This window comes from Verrucomicrobiota bacterium, from assembly GCA_034440155.1.
GTDB lineage: Bacteria > Verrucomicrobiota > Verrucomicrobiia > JAWXBN01 > JAWXBN01 > JAWXBN01.
The window spans coordinates 1-20,384 of the sequence record JAWXBN010000083.1; the positions used below are offsets into that span (position 1 = coordinate 1).

The 20,384-nt window shown below is 46.7% G+C and carries 19 protein-coding genes; 7 read left to right on the forward strand and 12 right to left on the reverse strand.

Going from position 1 to position 20,384, the window contains the following annotated elements; genetic code table 11:
• Positions 1 to 2,615: DUF6537 domain-containing protein (locus tag SGI98_08460; GenBank protein MDZ4743431.1), on the forward strand; the 2,615-nt coding region annotated here is incomplete at its 5' end.
• Positions 2,612 to 2,887 carry a 4a-hydroxytetrahydrobiopterin dehydratase gene (locus tag SGI98_08465; protein MDZ4743432.1) on the forward strand — a complete coding sequence of 92 codons (276 nt, stop codon included), beginning with the start codon at positions 2,612 to 2,614 and terminating at the stop codon, positions 2,885 to 2,887. The genes SGI98_08460 and SGI98_08465, both read left to right, overlap by 4 nt.
• A gap of 296 nt (positions 2,888 to 3,183) precedes the next feature.
• On the opposite strand, the gene SGI98_08470 is transcribed toward SGI98_08465, so the two are convergent.
• The 3 genes from SGI98_08470 to SGI98_08480 form a co-directional block, all read right to left on the reverse strand.
• Positions 3,184 to 4,029 carry a sugar phosphate isomerase/epimerase family protein gene (locus tag SGI98_08470; protein ID MDZ4743433.1) on the reverse strand — a complete coding sequence of 282 codons (846 nt, stop codon included), beginning with the start codon at positions 4,027 to 4,029 and terminating at the stop codon, positions 3,184 to 3,186.
• A 36-nt stretch (positions 4,030 to 4,065) separates the two neighbouring features.
• On the reverse strand, positions 4,066 to 5,199 hold the full coding sequence (locus tag SGI98_08475) for a VCBS repeat-containing protein (GenBank protein MDZ4743434.1): 1,134 nt from the start codon (positions 5,197 to 5,199) through the stop codon (positions 4,066 to 4,068).
• A 109-nt stretch (positions 5,200 to 5,308) separates the two neighbouring features.
• Positions 5,309 to 6,361, reverse strand: a complete 1,053-nt coding sequence (locus tag SGI98_08480; GenBank protein MDZ4743435.1) for a Gfo/Idh/MocA family oxidoreductase — start codon at positions 6,359 to 6,361, stop codon at positions 5,309 to 5,311.
• A 35-nt stretch (positions 6,362 to 6,396) separates the two neighbouring features.
• Here SGI98_08480 and SGI98_08485 point away from each other — a divergent pair, with 35 nt between their 5' ends.
• Positions 6,397 to 7,230 carry an AraC family transcriptional regulator gene (locus SGI98_08485; protein MDZ4743436.1) on the forward strand — a complete coding sequence of 278 codons (834 nt, stop codon included), beginning with the start codon at positions 6,397 to 6,399 and terminating at the stop codon, positions 7,228 to 7,230.
• 44 nt (positions 7,231 to 7,274) lie between these two features.
• Here the strand turns inward: SGI98_08485 and SGI98_08490 are convergent, their stop codons facing one another.
• From SGI98_08490 to rplU, 8 genes are all read right to left on the reverse strand, one after another.
• On the reverse strand, positions 7,275 to 8,510 hold the full coding sequence (locus SGI98_08490) for an aspartate kinase (protein ID MDZ4743437.1): 1,236 nt from the start codon (positions 8,508 to 8,510) through the stop codon (positions 7,275 to 7,277).
• A gap of 4 nt (positions 8,511 to 8,514) precedes the next feature.
• On the reverse strand, positions 8,515 to 9,579 hold the full coding sequence (thrC, locus tag SGI98_08495; protein ID MDZ4743438.1) for a threonine synthase: 1,065 nt from the start codon (positions 9,577 to 9,579) through the stop codon (positions 8,515 to 8,517).
• 10 nt (positions 9,580 to 9,589) lie between these two features.
• Complete coding sequence (locus SGI98_08500; protein MDZ4743439.1) at positions 9,590 to 10,888, reverse strand: homoserine dehydrogenase; 1,299 nt, start codon at positions 10,886 to 10,888, stop codon at positions 9,590 to 9,592.
• 66 nt (positions 10,889 to 10,954) lie between these two features.
• A complete protein-coding gene (locus SGI98_08505; protein ID MDZ4743440.1) occupies positions 10,955 to 12,805 on the reverse strand; it encodes an adenylate/guanylate cyclase domain-containing protein in 1,851 nt (616 codons plus the stop codon).
• A 4-nt stretch (positions 12,806 to 12,809) separates the two neighbouring features.
• Positions 12,810 to 13,685, reverse strand: a complete 876-nt coding sequence (locus SGI98_08510) for a hypothetical protein (GenBank protein ID MDZ4743441.1) — start codon at positions 13,683 to 13,685, stop codon at positions 12,810 to 12,812.
• A 77-nt stretch (positions 13,686 to 13,762) separates the two neighbouring features.
• A complete protein-coding gene (gene obgE, locus SGI98_08515) occupies positions 13,763 to 14,914 on the reverse strand; it encodes a GTPase ObgE (GenBank protein MDZ4743442.1) in 1,152 nt (383 codons plus the stop codon).
• Positions 14,915 to 15,009: 95 nt separating this feature from the next.
• Complete coding sequence (gene rpmA, locus SGI98_08520; GenBank protein ID MDZ4743443.1) at positions 15,010 to 15,267, reverse strand: 50S ribosomal protein L27; 258 nt, start codon at positions 15,265 to 15,267, stop codon at positions 15,010 to 15,012.
• Positions 15,268 to 15,289: 22 nt separating this feature from the next.
• The gene (gene rplU / locus SGI98_08525) at positions 15,290 to 15,613 is read right to left on the reverse strand and encodes a 50S ribosomal protein L21 (GenBank protein ID MDZ4743444.1); all 324 of its coding nucleotides are present in this window, start codon (positions 15,611 to 15,613) and stop codon (positions 15,290 to 15,292) included.
• 253 nt (positions 15,614 to 15,866) lie between these two features.
• Between rplU and SGI98_08530 the strand changes: the two genes are divergently transcribed.
• Entirely contained in the window at positions 15,867 to 16,562 is a 696-nt protein-coding gene (locus SGI98_08530; GenBank protein MDZ4743445.1) for a hypothetical protein, read from the forward strand.
• A gap of 40 nt (positions 16,563 to 16,602) precedes the next feature.
• On the opposite strand, the gene SGI98_08535 is transcribed toward SGI98_08530, so the two are convergent.
• Positions 16,603 to 17,745, reverse strand: coding sequence for an AI-2E family transporter (locus tag SGI98_08535; protein MDZ4743446.1), 1,143 nt, complete (start codon positions 17,743 to 17,745; stop codon positions 16,603 to 16,605).
• A 215-nt stretch (positions 17,746 to 17,960) separates the two neighbouring features.
• Here SGI98_08535 and SGI98_08540 point away from each other — a divergent pair, with 215 nt between their 5' ends.
• From SGI98_08540 to pth, 3 genes are all read left to right on the forward strand, one after another.
• Positions 17,961 to 18,914, forward strand: coding sequence for a ribose-phosphate pyrophosphokinase (locus tag SGI98_08540; protein ID MDZ4743447.1), 954 nt, complete (start codon positions 17,961 to 17,963; stop codon positions 18,912 to 18,914).
• A 61-nt stretch (positions 18,915 to 18,975) separates the two neighbouring features.
• Positions 18,976 to 19,665, forward strand: a complete 690-nt coding sequence (locus SGI98_08545) for a 50S ribosomal protein L25 (GenBank protein MDZ4743448.1) — start codon at positions 18,976 to 18,978, stop codon at positions 19,663 to 19,665.
• 59 nt (positions 19,666 to 19,724) lie between these two features.
• Complete coding sequence (gene pth / locus SGI98_08550; protein MDZ4743449.1) at positions 19,725 to 20,375, forward strand: aminoacyl-tRNA hydrolase; 651 nt, start codon at positions 19,725 to 19,727, stop codon at positions 20,373 to 20,375.
• The last annotated feature ends 9 nt before the right edge of the window (positions 20,376 to 20,384 follow it).

Below are 20,384 nucleotides of genomic sequence, written 5' to 3' on the forward strand. Positions count from 1 at the left end.
AAGTCGCCCAGATCATTATCCGTCGCAACCAGAAAAATAGCTCCGAAAAACCCATTCAAGTTTTCGGAAAAGAATTCCCGAATGGACTGGAAGGGATTCCGAGTATTTTCGGGTTAAACCCCTCCATCCTCGTGGAGAAAATCGCCCCCCTGCTCAAGCAATTTGCCCAGAGCCACGGCATTCAAATCGACCAAGACATGATTGACGGGGAGCTCAACCTCATTGATTTCACCTCGAAATACGAAGTCGATACGATCGCCCGCACCCCGACTTTCTGCCCGGGTTGCCCCCATCGTGATTCGGCCAGTGTCCTGATGGATGTCAAAAAAGCATTCATGGACAAAGATTACATGAGGAAAAACCATCGTCGTGACCCGACGGATCTGGTTTTCCACGGGGACACCGGGTGTTACACCATGCTTATGTTCGAGCCCACCAAGGACCTGATGCATAATTATTCGGGCATGGGATTAGGCGGCGGCACCGGGGCAGGTATCGATCCTTTTATCAAAAATAAGCAGGTCGTATTCATGGGCGACGGAACCTTTTTCCATAGTGGACAACTCTCGATCACAAACGCCATCAAGAACCGCCAAGACATCACCTTTATTATATTAGATAATAAAACCACCGCCATGACCGGGCACCAGCCGACACCCTCGGTAGATTATGATTTACTCGGACGCGAGACATTTGCCCAGGACATCGAGAAAGTCGTCCAAGGCATGGTCGAGGCCCATACTTCTACGATTGTCAGGACAAACCCGGCCTACCGCGAGAGTTACCGTGAGCTTCTCGAAGAAACCATCCTCAAAGACGGGGTCAAAGTCATTATTGCCGACAAGGAATGCGGGATCACCTATCACCGGAAACAATTACGTGATGAACGTGCCGAGATTAAAGCCAAGGGTTTTCTCGAATCCAAAACATTCATCAATATCACTCCTGATGTTTGTGAAAACTGCCTGGAGTGCACGAAGTCAACAGGTTGTCCAGGACTTATTTTTGTCGATACCGACTACGGTCGCAAGATCCAGACAGACCTTTCCTGGTGCGTGGCGGATACGGCCTGTACAAAGCTCCATGTCTGCCCCTCTTTTGAGGAAGTGACCATTTTCCGTAAAGCTGCGCCGCCCAATCCCTTGGATGCTTTCGAGCTCACTGGCATTACTGAGCCCCGCCTTTCTGAGTTTAAACACTCTTGGAAAATTTTCCTCGCCGGAGTCGGCGGGATGGGGATCGCCACATCGACAGCGATTCTTGTCCGTGCCGGGCACAAGGAAGGTTTTAACGTCATGTTCGCCGAGAAAAATGGTCTCGCCATCCGTAATGGCGGGGTTTATTCACTCGTGACATTCCTGAAGCCCGGACAAAACCATTCATCCCAAATATCCTCTTATGGGAAAGCCGATGCCCTTCTCGGAATCGATATCCTGGAGGCCACTCGTAGCCTTGATCCTAAAGGCCATACCCGGATCGCCTCACCTGACTACACCACAGCGGTCATTAATACCGAGAAGACACCGACCATTATGACGCTTCTCGGCCGTGAGGATTTTGATGTATCCTCCTTGGAGAAAATCATCCGCCGCTATACAAAGCCCTCCACCTATTTCAGTTTTAATGTCTCGCAATTTGCCGAGAAGATCTTCGGCACAAAACTCTATGTGAATATCATGATGATCGGCATCGCCTACCAGAAGGGCCTCCTCCCGATGAGCGTGGAGAGCATCGAGTGGGCCATTCGCGAAACGACCGGCGGGGCTTCCCTGACAAATCTTAAAGCCTTTGCCTTGGGCCGTAAAATGGTCTGTGATCCCCAGCTTTTTGGATTCACCCCTGCAAACAATTACCTGAAAATACTCGAAGAAAAAGCGGGTATTCTAGCCATCAAAAATCAGGCCCTTGCCCAAAGCTACCGGGATCTCGTCGAAGAAACCGTCCAGAAAATCCAGATCGACAGTGACGGGCATTACCACTTGGCCATCCGTCTTTACGACTGTATCCAGTTCCAGAATATGGACTATGCCAAAACTTATATTTCGATGCTGACCCAGGTTTACCAAAAGGACTCGAAAGAATTTGGTTATCTGGCCACAAAAGCTGTCATCCAAAATCTCGCCAAGGTCATGTGTATCAAGGATGAATTCTATGTCGCCCACCTTTTGACCTCGGAAGAGAAACTCGCGCGTGATCGCCAACGTTATACCATCGATCCAAAGCGCGGGGATAAAATCACTTATACCCATCTGAATAAACCTCACTATGAATTTTTCGGGCATTCCATCGATTTCAGGATTAATACGAAAAACTGGATGCTCAGCACACTCAAACGAATGAAATTCCTCCGCCCATTCTTGGGTTCCTGGCATTTCGGCCATGAAAAAGCTTTCCGCGATTGGTATATCAGCCTCGTTCGTGAATTCCACCTGACAACGGCGAAAGGTTATGAATTAACCATTCAAATACTTCGTTTACCCGAGTCGGTCAGTGGTTATTATACAGTATCCCGCCCCAAAATGCAGGAAGCAAAAGAACGAGCTGACTACCTTAAAGATGTCATTTCGAGCTTGCCCGCCCAGCAACAGACCCAGCCCGATCTCTCCAAAAAATGAGTGTTTACTCCAAAAAGAAAACCGCGCAAGCCTTGGAAAAGATACCCGGCTGGAAATTAAATGGCTCCTCAATTTCAAGAACCTTTGTTTTTGAGGATTTTATCGCGGCTATGGGTTTTGTCACCCAGGTGGCTATACTTGCAGAAAAAGCCTTCCACCACCCCGATATCAATATCCGCTGGAATAAAGTGACGATCACCCTTTCGACACATGATGTGAGCGGCCTGACCAAAAAAGATTTTGATCTGGCAGGAAAATTGCAAGTGTTATAGGACATCTCTCCTCTTTTTTTGGTGCACCCATCCAAGCAAGATGGAAGGGATCATTATCATCCCCTTTGGCATTAATTTCTTACGACAAAGATCTAAAATCTGGTCCATGTCCTGTAAAGCCATCTCCATCAGACCATACCCACACGGATAAAATCATCCTGGACGATTTGGCCAATGGGGCCAAATCTGCCGTGAGGAAATCGAGCGTGTTTATCCTATATCAATGTTCACAAAAAAGGCGGCCCTGGAGATGGACCGCCTTGGAAAGCGATTTCTTTAATTTATCTGAGAAAGAATTATTTCAACGCTTGTTTCAGAAATTTAAGTCCATTGACTGCGATTTCATCGCGGGTGGGCTCGATCCGGCGCCAGATCGCGGCAGCGCGGGCAATCACCTTTACATCGGTTGTGAATGATTCAATCACGATATCACCTTTGTAACCGATTGATTTTAATGCCGTCTTAATTGGTTTCCAATCCGTATGATCATTACCGGGAGTCCCGCGGTCACTGCCACAAGCATGGAAATGCCCGAGCAATTTGCCCGCTTTTTTGATCGCTGCGCCGAGGTCTTTTTGCTCGATATTCATGTGGAATGTATCGAGGTGGATCTTCAGGGCGTTGCTATTAACGGCTTTCACCATGGCGAGGGCCTGGTCAATGGTATTGATGAAGTCTGTCTCGAAACGGTTGAGGGGCTCCAAACAAAGGGTCACGTTCTTTTTCTCAGCGTATTTGGCTAGTTGCTTGAGGTTTTTAACCACTGTGGCCCATTGTTTCTTGTATTCTGTCGGCTCCACCGCATCCGCACGCCCGACACTGGAGTAGATCGGACCGGCAAAGGTTTTACATCCAAGGGCAGCCATCTGGTCGATAACCCCTGTAATATATTTCATGGATGTTTTTTGTTGTAGGGCATTCCCACGAAAATCGCGGTCGGGTCCCATGGCCGCGCAAATTGATCCGCAGACAAGTCCGTTTTTATCAAGGTGTTTTTTGATAAAGGCCGGATCGATATGGGAAGGATCTTCAATGGCGATTTCGACAGAATCAAAACCCCATTTTTTAAACTTCGGGAAAAGTTTCACGCTATCATTGGTGAAGGGTGAAACAAAAAGGAACGTGTTTACTCCGTATCTCATACTAAATTCTCCTGTAATTTGTGTTTAATTATTTTCTTAGCACCAAGGGGTTGGCTGAGGGCTGGGGCCTTCGTTCCAGAATATATACAGACCATCTTTTCCGGGGGCAATAATTTCCGGAAGCCCATCTCCATTAAGGTCTTTAACCTCAAAATAGATGCCACATCCCTTGGCTTCATTGAGGGAACCGTAGGTGATGACCTGTTTGGCAAATCCTTCACCAGTCCATTTATAGTAATAAATCCCGTAATCATCCCATTCTCCGGGTTCTGCTCCGCAATGGGCACGGTGGCGTTTTCCCGTGACGAGCTCTGGTTTACCGTCGCCGTCAATATCCAGCCACTGGAGATCATGGAACTGCGCATTAAAAGGATCAATCGGGTGCTTGATCCAGGTACGTTTGCCGCCCTCGATCTTTTGTTCCCACCAGTCGAGCCCATAGCCGTGGGCGTTACCCACGATGATTTCGCCTTTGCCGTCGCCGTTGATGTCGGCAATGATAGCCGGGCAACTGAGAGCCGGGCTGATCTTGTCGGGCCAATCATTGTGCCATATCCATTTGTCCTTCCAAGGACTGGCAGGACATTCCAGCCAGCCTTTAGAGAAAAGCAGATCCATGCGACCGTTACCGGCTATGTCACCGCAACCAAAACCGTGTCCCTGTGACTCACCCTCGGCTAAGGTATGCAGGACGATACGTTCGAACTTGCCAGTCCCTTTCCTGTCTTTATCGGTCACAAGTTTATAGATAAATATTTCCTGGGAAGCGACGGAATTTGGAACTATTTCGATGATGCCGTCACCATCGATATCCCACGCACGGGTGGTTTCTAGGCCCTTAATTTCCCCTTCGGATTCATGAATAGCCCAAGGTTTATCCGTTTTTCCAGGGTTTTCAAACCAGCGCATGGATTTGCTCCAGAATCCACCGGAGACAAAGTCGAGATAACCGTCCCCATTAATATCAAGGGAAATGGAGGAAAAATCGTCATAATATTCCCCGTAACGTTTGGGTTCATAAATTTGTTTTTTGATCCGGAAATCCGGTCCTTTGTACCAGTATCCCCCGCTGACAATGTCAAGAACACCGTCACCATCGACATCAAACACCCCGGCGGCTTCGAAGGGTTCGTCCGATACCCACTGTTTTCTCCAACGTAATGGTCCCATAAAAATCTCTCTTTTAAAAAAATCAAAGCCCACGTTCCCCACGGGCAAAAATTAATTATTTACATTTTTAAGCCCGTGGGGAACACAGGCTCTATAACTGTCAGGTCTATTATTTTCCAAAACGCAGACGGATGTATTCGCGGGCGACCTTGATGTCTTCGAGGGCTTCGGCGGCGTCGCAGGCTGGTTTGGCTTTGCCCGCCACTGCGGCGACGAAGTTTTCCGCCTGCTTGAACATCGCGTGATCAAACGGTAACATCGGCACCGTTGTGGTCGGAGAAACACCCTCGACACCGTCCTTGAAAATCTCGATACGACCAGGGCGATTGTGAGCGAGCGGGCATGGGAGTTCGATTTTGATATAACCTTTTTCAAATCCGATAAGGTAGGACTCCTGCCAGTCCATGGACGTGAAATAAGGAGTCATCTCTAGAACAATCGGAATCCCGCTGATACTTTCGCCAGCCATGAGAACTCCTGATTTTTCCGCATACGTCGCGCGATAACGTTCCCCAAGCAGATAGGCGATCAAATTGACCTGGTGGATGAAATAATTAACGAAACCTTGATATTCATTATTGAGAGTCTCGTCCATATCGGGCGGATTCGGATCACCGAGAATGGTCGGCACCTTCTCGTCAGTGGAAATCAATCCTCTAGCTCCGTTTCCAACCCAATCCCCAGCAGGCATCAGAGCCCGGATGTACTTCATCTTACCGACTTCCCCAGAGGTTTTCCAATCGGCAATTTGTTTGATGGCATACGCCACCGCGGGGTCGTTCCGCTTATGATAGCCGACCATCTGCCAAGTTCCGGTTTCCTGAAGGGCTTTGCAGATTTTTTCGCCGGTGGCAATGGAGTTAGAAATAGGTTTTTCCGTGAAAACCGGAAGTTTATGTTTAGCAATCATCGGAATAATCGATCCGTGGAAGTGGAAAGGCTGGGAGGCGACGACCCCATCGAGTTTTTCAGCAGCAAACATTTCTTCTGCTGTCAAATAGACCTTTGGCACTCCATAACGGGCGGCGACGAGTTTACCCATTTCAGGGCGAAGCTCGGAAATGGCGACGACTTCACAGTCGGGGACGTTGACGTAATTTTGAAGGTGCGCGCGCTGTCCCATGAATCCGACGCCGACGAAACCGATTTTGACTTTTGACATAGTGGATGGATTTTTGTTTAGGGTTAATCAAAGCAATGATTGCTTTTCATCTCATTAAGAACCCCTTCCAGAAAACCGCCAGAGCGCAAATTGCTTTGATTTGTCATAAATTGCCCTACCATTCATCGATGAAGAATGTCTATCCTCTCGGAGTCGGGTACTTGAATGCAAGCCCCGACTGGAGGTATCCGGCCCATAAACACAAGCATCACGAGATTATCGTGATCCTCAAGGGACAGTTAAAGGTCATCATGCATGGAAAAACATTCCTGGCAAAAAGTGGTGATTTATTGCTCTACCATGCAAATGTCTCCCATGATGAGTTCGCAGACAAGAGTAATCCCCCCCAGACCCTTTTTATGGGGATACCCCGGAGTTATAACCTCTCGGGCATTCCTCCCCACGTCCACGACAGTAACCGCCGGGTGAGCAATTTGCTCCGGTGGATCCAGGAGGAACAATTCTGCCATAATCCTGCCAGTAGCGCCGCGCAAATTGCCTTTTTAGAAGCTATCATTGTCGAGTTACAGCGTCTCAGCGGTAACCGGGAGAATCCCCTGATTGAGAAAATTAGAAGTTTTATTTGTGACAGGCTCTCCAGTGACTTGACGGTCGATGACCTCGCACAAGTTGCACAACTCAGTAAATTCGCCTTTATCCGGAAATATAAAAAAGTCTCCGGGTATACTCCGATGGAGGAAGTTCGCAAAATTAGGTTAGAAACCGCGCGCCAACTCCTCCTTAGCCAGAATCTCCCCCTTAAGGAAATCGCCCCCCAAGTTGGTTACGGAGATGAGTTCCAACTTTCCCGAGCCCTCCGGAAAATCTACGGTACGGGGGCTCGTAAGCTACGGGCATCAATCAAGTAGATCTTTAAAAATAAGGGCCATCTTAACTACGGAATAAAAAATCCCTATTTTTTTGTCAGGCCAAACTTATCATGGATGATATTCGCGGCGCGATCGGCGTCTTTCAGGTCGATAATGACCGAGATTTTAATTTCCGAGGTGCTGATCAGCTGAATATTGATTTTTTCTTGGGCCAGAGCCTCAAACATTGTCGCGGCTACACCGGAATGGGAACGCATTCCCACCCCGACCACGGAAACTTTTGCCGCCTCGTGTTTTTGACCGAGGCGTACTTCTGCAGAATCGACTTTATGCTCTAAGACAAAGGCCTCGATTGCCTTGGTCGCGCGGGCCTCATCCTCTTTAGACACAGTGAAGGTCAGGTCCGTGCTCTTGTCGCTGATACGGCTGTTATTCTGCACGATCATATCGACATTGATATTGGCATCAGACAATTGGCGGAAAAGCTTGGCAGCGATTCCAGGAACGTCTGGGAGATTCTCCACCGACACTTTGATTTGATTTTTATCCACTGACACACCACGAATGACGACATCTTCCATATTTTTTGTTTCCTCTTTAACAATTGTTCCTTCCTGATCCCCCATACTGGTGCGAACCTCAAAAATAACGCCGAATTTCTTCGCGAACTCCACCGAGCGTGATTGCATCACTTTGCTTCCAAGACTCGCCATTTCCAGCATTTCATCATAGGAAATCTCATGAATCTTCTGGGCTCCCTTTACAATTCTCGGGTCACAAGTATAAACCCCGTCCACATCGGTGTATATCTGGCATAAATCCGCTTTTAATGCTGCCGCCAAGGCAATGGCAGTTAAATCAGAGCCGCCGCGTCCCAATGTGGTAATATGACCATCATTATTCTGCCCTTGGAATCCCGCCACGATCACGACCTCACCTGCATCCAAGTGGGCATGGACTTTTTTAGGGGTAATATTTTGAATCTTAGCCTTGCTGTGAAACCCGTCGGTGACAATCCCCGCCTGTGCCCCTGTCATGGAAGTGGCTTTAACACCGGCTGAATGCAGGGCCATCGCAGTCAAGGCAATGGTGGTTTGTTCACCCGTCGCGAGAAGCACGTCCATCTCCCGTTCACTGGGTTGGCCAGATACTTCCCTGGCAAGCTTGATCAAAGAATCCGTCACTCCACTCATTGCGGAAACAACAACGACGATTTTGTTTCCCTCATCATGCCACTTTTTTACACGGGCGGCCACGTTACGGATCCTTTCAGGATTACCGACACTCGTCCCACCGTATTTTTGAACAATCAATGCCATAAATTTATAATCCGATTACTTTAAGAACGGCTTCCTTTGTTGCTGGAACTGTCACGGGACGTTCGCTGGCCCCAATCGCCGAGTCAGGATCTTTCAGGCCATGTCCGGTCATAGTCGCAGTAATGACCGCCCCACGTGCAAATTGCGCATCGGTTTTTAATGTCTTAATCAAACCCGCCAAGGGAGCTGCACAAGCGGGCTCGACAAAAATGCCTTCCGTGCGGGCGAGGAGTTTATATGCGTATAAAATCTCTTCATCAGTGACCAGATCGATTTTACCACCGGACTCGATAGCCGCATCTGAGGCTCCCTTCCAACTGGCGGGGTTCCCGATGCGGATCGCCGTGGCCACAGTCTGTGGCTGCTCAACGATATGCCCCAAGACAATCGGGGCTGCTCCGGCAGCTTGCCAACCACACATGCGGGGCAATTTTCCTGACTTTCCAGCGGCCTTGTATTCTTTAAAACCCTTCCAATAAGCGGTGATATTGCCGGCATTACCCACGGGCAGGAAATGGTAATCAGGAGCCTCCCCGAGATCATCAATAATTTCAAAGGATGCTGTCTTTTGACCTTCGATACGGACTGGGTTGATTGAATTCACGATCGCTACGCCTCCCATGGCACCGATTTCACGGACAAGATTCAACGCTTCATCAAAATTCCCCTCGATCGAGACAATTTTCGCCCCATACATCATGGCTTGGGCGAGTTTACCCAAAGCGATTTTTCCCGCTGGCAAGAGTACAACCGCTTTCATTCCGGCCCGGGCGGCATAAGCGGCGGCGGAAGCCGAGGTATTCCCCGTGCTGGCACAAATGACGACCGTGGCCCCATCTTCAGCCGCCTTCGAGATAGCCATCGTCATTCCGCGATCCTTAAAAGAGCATGTCGGATTGAGGCCTTCATATTTCAAATAAAGCTTAAAGTCCCCGCCAATGGCACTCACAAAATGATCAACCGGAATCAAAGGAGTATTGCCCTCATGCAATGTAATGACAGGGGTTTTCTCCGAGACGGGGAGAAAGTCGCGGTAACGGTTGATTAATCCAGTATAATGTGGGGTCATTGCGAATAACTTATTCAAAGGTTTCAATCCGAATCAGGCGTGTAGGAGCCTTGACTGTGGAGAGTTTATCGATTTGTTTGAGCGCGTCGCGCAAATGGCGTTCGGTAGAGTCGTGGATCAAGAGGACAAGGGGAACATGTTCACCCTCCTCATCACTCTCGGGTTGGATCACCGAGGAAATACCGATTTTATTCTTACTTAAAATCTGCGCAACTTGCGCGAGGACTCCGGGCTTATCAAGCACACTGAGCCGGAGATAATAACGACTGACGATATCATCGATTTTTTTCACCTTCCCGTAAAGCTTGTGGGCACTAAAGGAACGGACTTGTTTATTGCCCGCAAGACTAGTCGCGGCCTCGGCTATATCACCGATTACTGCACTGGCCGTGGGATCCTGACCTGCCCCCCGTCCATAAAACAATGTATCACCGACGACATCCCCACGCACACAAATGGCATTAAAAGCACCATTCACCTGGGCGAGGACATGTTCCTTTGGAACCAAAGTCGGATGCACCCGGATCTCGACATCATTTTTCCCATCGGCACGGATGATCCCGAGTAATTTAATCACATACCCGAGCTGGCGCGCATAACAAATATCTTGGGCACTGACCTTACGAATCCCCTCGACATACATTTGTTTCGGATTCACCCAAAAGCCATAGGCCAAGGAGGCCAAGATACAAGTCTTGTGGGCGGCATCCCAGCCATCCACATCAAGGGTGGGATCAGCCTCGGCAAACCCGAGCTTTTGAGCTTCCGCGAGGGCTGCATCAAAGCTCGCCCCGCTTTGGGTCATGCTCGAAAGGATATAGTTACAGGTGCCATTCACGATCCCGTGCAAGCTCTGGATCCGGTTGGCAATCAATCCCTCATTCAACGCCTTGATAATGGGGATCCCCCCGGCGACACTCGCCTCATAAAAAAGCGGGGCCTTGTATTTTGTGGAAAGGGCGAATAATTCCTTCCCGTGCTCGGCCAAAAGGGCTTTGTTTGCAGTCACGACAATCTTACCCTGGGTCAGTGCCTGGGAAACTATCTCCTTGGCCGTTGTGGTGCCTCCGATTAACTCGACGACAATTTGCACGGCAGGGTCATTAATGACCGACTCCCAGTTTTTTGCCCAGAGTTCGGGAGCAATTTGCACAGCCCTTTTTTTCTTTGGGTTACGAGCAAATACCCTTTTAACGGACAAACGGGTGCTGATTCTTTCAGACAATAGGGAAGCGTTCCGGTTCAAGTGTTTAACGACACCCTGACCGACTACTCCCAAACCAATAATTCCAACACCAATTTCTTTCACAAGACAGTTCCATTTCGTTAAGAAAGACTGGAATTTGTAGCTATTATAAAAGGGTTAAGCAATAGCTTATTTCAGTTTAATGACTTTGTGAATCCGGATAAATTTGCTTTTACCTTTTACGGCCACCTCGCCGAGGGATTCGGTCTCGACATGATCCTTGACCTGCTGATAAGTCTCTTCGCCAATAAGAATCTGGGCATCATATTGCCGGGTCAAGGTTTCAATCCTTGAACTCAAATTCACCGCGTCACCAATGACCGTATAAGTAACCACTTCCGAAGAGCCCATATTACCAACGACCATGGGGCCTGTATTGATTCCAATTCCCATTGTGAGCATGGGAATACCCCTATCTTTCCAGAGTTCATGCAGACGGACAATTTCCTGTTGCATATCCAAGGCAGTCTTGACCGCCCGCAGGGCATGATCTTCTTGTTCTTGCGGAGCTCCCCAAAACGCCATAATCGCGTCCCCCATATACTTATCGAGGGTCCCGTCATACTTAAAGATCACAGGTGTTAACCGGTCTAAAAGCTCATTCAAAATAGGAACCACAATCTCCGGCGGGGATGATTCACACAGAGTGGTAAATCCTCTGACATCGGCAAAAAGGACGGTTAGCTCACGGCGAACCCCACCCATTTTTAATAACTCGGGATCTTTGAGGACAGCCTCCAAGATGTTACGGGAAAGGAAATGGTTAAATGTTGATTTTAGACGGCCTTTCTCCCGGGCTTCACTGACCATCCGGTGTGAAGTGATCCCGATAACCATACCAATAGAAATCACAAGGGGGCCGGCTGTTTGGACAACTCGATTGAAGTAGTCAAAAAATATAATCACCACAACACAATAGAGTCCAGTAATAAAAATAGCGGAAATTACTGACCATTTTGTAGGGAGATAGGTCGATGTGCTAAATACCCCTGCAAATAATAGCGTGAATAAAAGCACACTGGCAGATGGCCCAAGCGGAACTAAAAAATCGTTCAAGACGATATTAGAATATGCATTTGCATGCACCACAACCCCTGGACTATTCGGATCAAGGGGTACTGGCAAAATATCCATTCCCGTACCGGTAAAGCCAATCAGAATCATTTTATCAGTGACAATAGCTGCCAAGTCTTCATTGGGTACGCCTGCCGACTCGTCAATGGCAGAAATAACCTGTTGATAACCCGCACCCGAAAAATTGGTTAGTTTGCCGCGATAATTAATCATCATATTATTCGCTTCATCCATAGGGATGATTACCGGCACGGCTCCCGGCCGGGGGATACGGATTTTATCTCCGGGAAAAATCTCCAAATCCTTAAAACTGACCCTAAAGTGGTGACAAGCCATCTCTAAAGCCATGGATGGATACATTTTATTTTCAAAACTGATGATCAAAGGAATGCGGCGCACTACCCCGTCCTGATCCCGGGGCATACTCACGAGTCCTAAATCGCATTTCTGGGATAATACTCCGAAGGGAACAAGCAAATTATTATCTTCTATGGAAGCCGCCAGGATCACTTTATTACCAATGCCTATTTTCTGGATGAATCTTGCATCAGATTCAGAGTTCCTCAAATCCGGTTCAGAAAACAGGATATCAAACGCAATCGCATTGGGAGAATAAGGCAAAAGTCCTTGTAAAAGATTTCCATGAGTTTCACGCGGCCATGGCCAGCGGCCAATTTCTTTGAGGGCTTTATCCCCAATCCCGATCAGAAAAATGTCCGAGTTAATTTTAGACTCATTGTAAGGCCTCCACTGAAAACGCCAATCCTGGGTTAAAAGTTCCAGTTTTCCAAAAAGGGGTACCTGACCAACTAAAAGATTAAAAATGAGTGCACCGACAGTAAAAAGAAAAACCTCCACCACCCGGAGGCGGCAGAGGTTTTTAAAATGGGATATCCCGTTAGCCAAAGGATTAGGGGTTTACTGGGGAAGTAGACTGGTTATTCGGGAATTGTGAGTTCTGCGAATCCTGTTGTTGGCCGGGAGGAACAAACGGTTGGAAATTAGGAGGATTTTGGAAAAAACCAGCTTCGTTAAGGGAATTAATCAGAGTAGCAAATTCCGTCATTTCAGGCTCAGCCCATTCAAGGTCTTTATCTACCGCATCCTCAGGTATGAAGAGGAAAGCTTGATTTTTATTGATATTATTCATGGCTCCCGCTGCCGCCATTTCAAAGAGTGTTTTAACCACACTTTTGGGAATTTTCATTCCCTTAGCCGTGTCAACAACCTCTTTATAAGACAATACCCCGTTCTTGGCAGACCAGACTACGGTACCTTGGGAAGTAAAAACAATCAATGTTGTGCCTTTTGTTACTCCGGCAACCCGAGAAGGAGTAAACGGGGCACCCGTGATAATAGCCACATACCCTTGAGTTCCGCGAACAGAACCAACAGCCATGGGTGAATCCAACTCAAATTTACCATTACCTTTTACCTTTGCGGCATTAAATAGGGTAATTCCCTTAAGCATATAAACGACTGTTTCCAATTCACCCGGCGCAATCAATTTACTTTTATCAACACGCATCACTGATTTTTCCTTAACCTGGAAAATATTGAATGTCGCCTTTTGCTGAAGCATTAAATCTGTATTTGCTTCCGTTTTAATTACACTTCCAACAGGAAGCTCCATACCGGTGGCTAGAGGCGTAGAGGCTCCCTTGACAGAGTCCCCGTAAAAGGCCTTTCCTTTTAATGCGATCACCTTAAAGGCTAAATCCTGCGAATATGCTGAAGTTATTGTTAGCACGAGGACAAAGAAAAAATGGAAACAAGTTTTATTCATAAAAGCCTTTCAAATCATGTAGAGCGACGAATCGCACTTCTACGATATATATATTACTAGCAAATTAGCATAGATTGTCACTTAAAAAAAGCGAGTATTTCTTTTTGAATTAGGTCAACCCCTTCATTCATTTGAGCAGAAATGGGAATAATCTTTAGACGGCAATGCCTCTTAAACTCTTTCAGAAACCCTTCCGCCTCAGGTAAATCCATCTTATTAGCAGCAATAAATGCGGGGCTTTTGGTTAATGAAGGATTATAAAGTTTAATTTCCTTCCGGACACTACAAAAATCCTCGTAGGGATTTCTCCCCTCAGATCCACTCATATCCACGACATAAACAAAAACCTTACAACGCTCGATGTGACGGAGAAACTCATGTCCGAGCCCCACATTTTCATGGGCTCCCTCAATCAATCCTGGAATATCAGCAACAAGAATCTTTTTCCCGTCTGGTTTATCGATGGCCCCAATCACCGGATTTAATGTGGTAAAGGGATAAGGCCCGATTTTGGGATGGGCATTAGAAATCTTTGATAAGAGGGTCGATTTTCCAGCATTCGGATAACCCACTAACCCTACATCAGCAATCATCTTCAAAACCAACCAATAATCCCCAGCCTCCCCGTCCCGGCCATACTCAAACTCACGGGGAGCTTGGTGCTTAGAGCTTTTCCAATGAGTATTTCCACGCCCCCCCCGGCCCCCTTTAGAAAGGACATACTCTTCACCAAGCTCAGTCAGATCCTTAAAAGAAACCATGTGACGGTCAAAATGCAACTCTCCAGAAAAGTCATGTGGAATGTATTCATCATCCAATATTGTTTCAAGGGGGACAAGCTCGGTCTCCGCCTTATCGGGGCGGACTTTTATAAACGGCCCTTCTTCACGGGTTGCTCTAACCTTCTGGGTTATCAAAGACTTTGAATTATCCTTAATCCGGTAAATCACCGTTCCTTGGGGAACCTTTAAAATATAGTCTTTCGCGTTCTTACCATGGCATTTCTTACCTTTTCCATGTGCTCCATTATCAGCTACCCTGATCGGTTGGAATTTGAGGTCAACGAGGTTATTGACGGAAGAATCCACTTTAAGAATAATACTCCCCCCATTACCCCCGTCCCCGCCATCAGGACCTCCATTAGGAACATACTTCTCACGACGGAAACTGACACAACCGTCCCCGCCACGCCCAGCACGAGCTTGAATAAATGCTTTATCAACAAACATAAGAGGATTGCGCCATAAAGTTCACGAAATTTTTTTAAAATGAAAAAGCGCGCAATTTCCTTGCGCGCTTTTTACCTATCAAAAAATGCGTATAATTAAGCTTGGGCTTCTGCAGGCAGGATATTAACCCGTCTGCCTTCGCGGTCGAATTTTACAACACCATCAATAAGTGAAAAAAGTGTGTAATCACGGCCTTGGCCAACATTGCGGCCAGCGACAAATTTTGTCCCGCGTTGGCGGATGATAATATTACCAGCAAGGACGGATTCGCCGCCAAAACGTTTGACTCCGAGACGCTTGCTTACGCTATCACGGCCATTCTTGACTGAGCCTTGACCTTTTTTATGTGCCATAATCTTTTAATCTCCAAATAATTTAAGCACCGACAATCGACTTGATCTTGATTTTCGTCAATTGCTGACGATGACCGACTGTGCGATGGTAGCCTTTACGGCGTTTGAATTTGTATGCAGTGACTTTAGGAGCTTTAAAATTCGAGGCGATAATCTCGCCTGTTACTTTAGCACCTATGACAACGGGTGTCCCAATAGTGACATTATCCCCATTACTCACTAAAAGGATATCATCAAAGGCAACTTCCGTTCCGGATTCCACTCCGTCGAGAAGCTCCACATTAATTGTATCGCCTTCAGTAACCTTGTACTGCTTTGAACCTGTTCTTAATACTGCGTATGACATATCTATAAACTCCGTTTCTAATCAAAAAGAGTGGTGCATAATGCCAAATCGTCTGAAGACCTCAAGTAAAAAGAAGATTTTTTTGATAATATCTTTAAAAATAATTCCTTTACACGCGAAAAGTGCTCGATTTGTGGGGGTTTCAGGAAAAACCGTATGATTCTATCCTTGAAAAAAAAGATAATAATATGTTTTGTCATTCTATCACGACAATTCTCATGCCCTGATGCATGAATAATGTTGTTTAGCCTATATGATCAGTAACGTCATTATCCTCAGTTCAAATAAGGACTTTCATACATCGATCCTCTCCAGCTTGGATCTTGTCATGGGAAAAGCCTATTATTTATCCGAGACAGATGACTTTAAAAAATTCGTTGATTCATTCAATTCCTTAAAATATTCCAAGCCTATTGTAATAGCTGAAAATTGCGCCGAGTTGAATGATCTCATCCAAGGGTTTTACCCCGAAATCATTAAGTCCGAGTGCCCATTTCTTAACCCGACCGACAAAACACCCTCGGATACAATTATCCAATCCCTCCAAGTAATTGTAGAAAAAAATGATGATTTTACGCTTGGATTTCAAACCCATATCAGCGGGATGGCTCTCCTGAATCTCGTATATATTTATGTGCTCATCGGGGAAACTCGCCATTTACGCATAATAGAGTCTGAGACCCAGCGGGTCGGGTTTATGAAAATCGGCCAAAGTAAAATTATTTCTGCTAAAACATACGATTCCCACGGACTCATTGCACTGATCGACATGCTCCAATGGCAGTCCGGGAGCGTGGAAGATGAAAACCGCGAAATCGTTTATGAGCCCATCGACGGGGTCCATATCGATGGCCCCCAGGCCTTAATGCATGCTGTTCATGCCATTGACGAAGGCAATGCCCAGCCAAACCCTGGACTGCCGATTCAACCAACTAATTCCTTGGCTTAGAACGTTCTTTTTTTCTCCCAAGGACATATTTGCTGCATGTTTAGTGCCCATGCGCAGACCTGATTGAGGGCTTTTCTTCCAAATAATCAGAAGGGTCGCGTCTTAGCTCATCCTCATTTCCCCCTTCAACCCAGAAGATAAAAAGTTTGTAACCGATGGAAAATATTATGGCCCCCTTAAAGAGCCCAATAATGCCACTATGAAGGAATCCCCCAATGGCACCGATAAAAATAACAGCCATGGGGACATCAGCCCCACGACCCAGTAGGATCGGCTTGAGGATATTATCCACCGGTGAAATCAGGATGCACCAAATAAGCAGGCAAACAGCCGTCGTCATATCCGACTTTAAAAACATATACACCACCACAGGAACCATAACGGGAACAATCCCGATTTGGATGACTCCGAGAATCACGCCGATTAAAACCAGCAATCCCGTCCCGGGGACACCCGCCAACTCAAACCCAATTCCCATCAAAGTTGATTGAATAAGGGCCACTCCGATAATCCCGCGAAGCACTAAACGGACAGTTCTCTCCGCTATCTTGGCAAATTCCCCGCCCCTTTTACCCAGTAACTTTTCCGAGAAACTCAAGGCCATCTTTGACCCCGCACCGGCATGAACCAATAAAACCCCTGATAGGACGATCGATATAAAAAACTTTATATAAGCCACCATCGTCAACATGGCTGAAGTAATCAAAACAGAGCTCCAATGCCTGATCTCTATGATATGTTCTTTAAGGGTTACATCGATATTCTGGGCAAAATGGTCCAGCTCTTTGGAAAGGAATTTCCCCACATAAGGCCATTGTTCCATCCGGGTCACTTCGATAACATTAATCTGGCTGATTTCCAACGCATGGCTCTTGAGGTGATAAATTCCGTCGAAAAGCGATTTAGCAAAAAAAACGGCTGGAAGTAGAAATACAACCACCAAAAAAAGAACGATCATAATGGCAGCAAGAACCCGGCGCCCCTTCAATCTCTTTAAGACTTTTTGATATACTGGAAAGAGTGAAACGGCAAAAATAACCGACCATAATAAGATATCCAGAAAGGGGTGGATGATCGTATAACACCAATAAAAGAGAAATATAAGCATTCCTATTCGAATGGTAATCTCGACACTTTTCCTGATATCGGGCACACCCGCATGCGATTCTTTTTCTTTAATCATATATTCCCCTGATCAGTTCTCTTGACCGGCTAAAGTATAGATGACACATCACTGTTGCACTCTTTTTTATTTTACGATTCGACCCTTTCCCGATCAACCACCGATCCTTTGTCCGGATCAAAAAAGCTAATTACTGAGTTTTTTGACATTTTGTATTGCTTCAAAAGAAGGCTTTGCGTAATCCTACCCCTCCTGATTGACAGGTAAACCATATGATGAATCCACTGGGCGAAATGAAAATATTAACCGGCTCTTCTAATCCCGATCTAACGGCAAAAGTGGCCGCTTATGTAGGGATCAAAATGTGTGACGCGGAGGTCACTTCCTTTCCTGACGGAGAAACATTCGTCAAGATCAAGGAGAATATCCGTGGGCGTGACGTTTTTATTGTGCAAAGCACCTGTCCCCCGACCAACCACCATTTAATGGAGCTTTTTATCATGATTGATGCGGCTAAAAGGGCCAGTGCCAGCCGCATTACCGCCGTCATCCCATTTTATGGTTACGCCCGGCAAGATCGTAAAGACCAGCCCCGTGTACCGATTACTGCCAAACTCGTTGCGAACCTGCTCGTCAAAGCCGGGGCAGACCGGGTGATTACCCTCGACTTGCATGCCCAACAAATCCAAGGGTTCTTCGATATTCCTGTAGACCATTTATACGCTTCACCTGTTATTTATAAGTATTTTGTCGATCAAAAATATAAAAATCTCGTTGTGGTCTCCCCTGATGTTGGGGGGATTAAAATGGCTTATGCTTATTCAAAAAAGTTTGATGCCAGTCTCGCCATCGTCGCTAAAAACCGTATAAGTGCCACGGAGACAGAGGCCTTGTACCTAGTTGGGGACGTCAAGGGGAAAATTGTAGTGATTGTGGATGATATGACCGAGACTGCAGGAACTCTCTGTAATGCTGCAATTTCTATAAAAAAAGCTGGTGCAAAGAAGATCATTGCGGTAACTTCTCACTCCATTTTGACGCGTAAGAGCGTCGAGCGCTTGAAGGCTTCGCCAATTGAAGAGCTCATCACGACGGATACTGTCCCACACAAAGTCGATTTAAAAGGCTTTAAACTGACCGTACTCAGTGTCGCTGAGCTTTTGGGCGAGGCCATTTTGCGCATTCACCGTAATGAATCGGTGAATAGTTTATTTGACGTTAAAAAATAACAAAATCAATCGCTGAGGCACGCCGGTTGTGCGGGGTGAATCAGGGGTAAAGGATAAGAGTATGGCCAATCAAATTAGTCTAAAAGCAAAGGCTCGTAGCAGCCACGGTAGAAACGCGGTGAATCAACTCCGTAAAACAGGAGCGATTCCCGGAATCATTTATGGTCGCAAGACCACACCCCAGAATGTCGAGATTTGCCTGCGCGAGTTACAGACAGCACTCCGTAAAACAACCAGCGAGAATATCCTCGTTGACCTCCAACTGGATATCGACGGGAAAATAGAAAACCGTTTTGCCCTATTACAGGAAATCCAACGTGATTACCTCCGTGATCTCTATCTCCATGTCGATTTTCAGGAGGTCGCCCAGGATGAAACCATCCACCTCGAAGTAGCCGTCGAATCAGAAGGCGAACCTACCGGTGTTAAGACAGGCGGGGGTCTCCTTGAGCACACACTGCGCATTCTTCATATTGAATGTTTGCCCAAAGATATTCCTGATGCCATCTGGATAGATGTCAGCAGCCTGAATATTGGGGAATCCATCCATGTAAAGGATATCATCGCCCCGGCAGGTGTAAAAATCACCAGCCAACCTGAGCTTACCGTTTTTGCCTGTGTCGCTCCGAAGAGTGAGGAAGCTGCTGCAGCTGTCATCGCTGATGCCACTAAAGAAGTCGAGGTGATCAAGGAAAAGAAACCTGCTGAAGGTGACGCAAAAGCCCCGGCAGCCAAGGAAACCAAGAAATAATTTTTTTTACCCGGACGGAGCACCCTCATCAGGCCAGCTCCGTCTTTGTTTTTTGAAACATGTTCGGACAACTCTTCAATCCCTGGAAGCGGTTGGCACCGGACAACGATTCGGATAAGGACTCCCTTCGGGGGGTTCATATCATTGCAGGTCTTGGCAATCCCGGATCAAAGTATGAAAAAACCCGCCATAACATCGGGTTTACCGTACTCGATCAATGGACCCACCAAGAATCCGTCAAGTTCACTGAAAAACGCGAATGGAAAACCCTTTTTGCAGAACTCAGGTATGACGGACAACGTGTCATTTTACTGAAACCTTTGACCTTTATGAATAACAGTGGGGAAAGCCTCCACGCCGTTCAAAAATGGTTCAAGGTCCGGCCGGAACATATCATGGTTCTTGTTGATGACACGGCATTGCCTCCCGGTCAAATCCGGTTCAGGTCAAAAGGCTCTAGTGGCGGACATAATGGTCTTAAATCCATTATTCAACATGTCGGCACCGAGCAATTTGCCCGTGGACGGATAGGCATCGGGAATAAACCGCATCCCCAAGCTGATCTGGCTGATTTTGTCTTGGGACAATTTGCACCGGATGAAATCGAGTTAATGACTCAAAAAGTCATTCCTGATGTCATTGCTGGTGTAAAAATGTGGATCGGGCAAGGAATCGAAAAAACAATGAACCAGTATAATCAAAGCAAATAAAAAGGACTA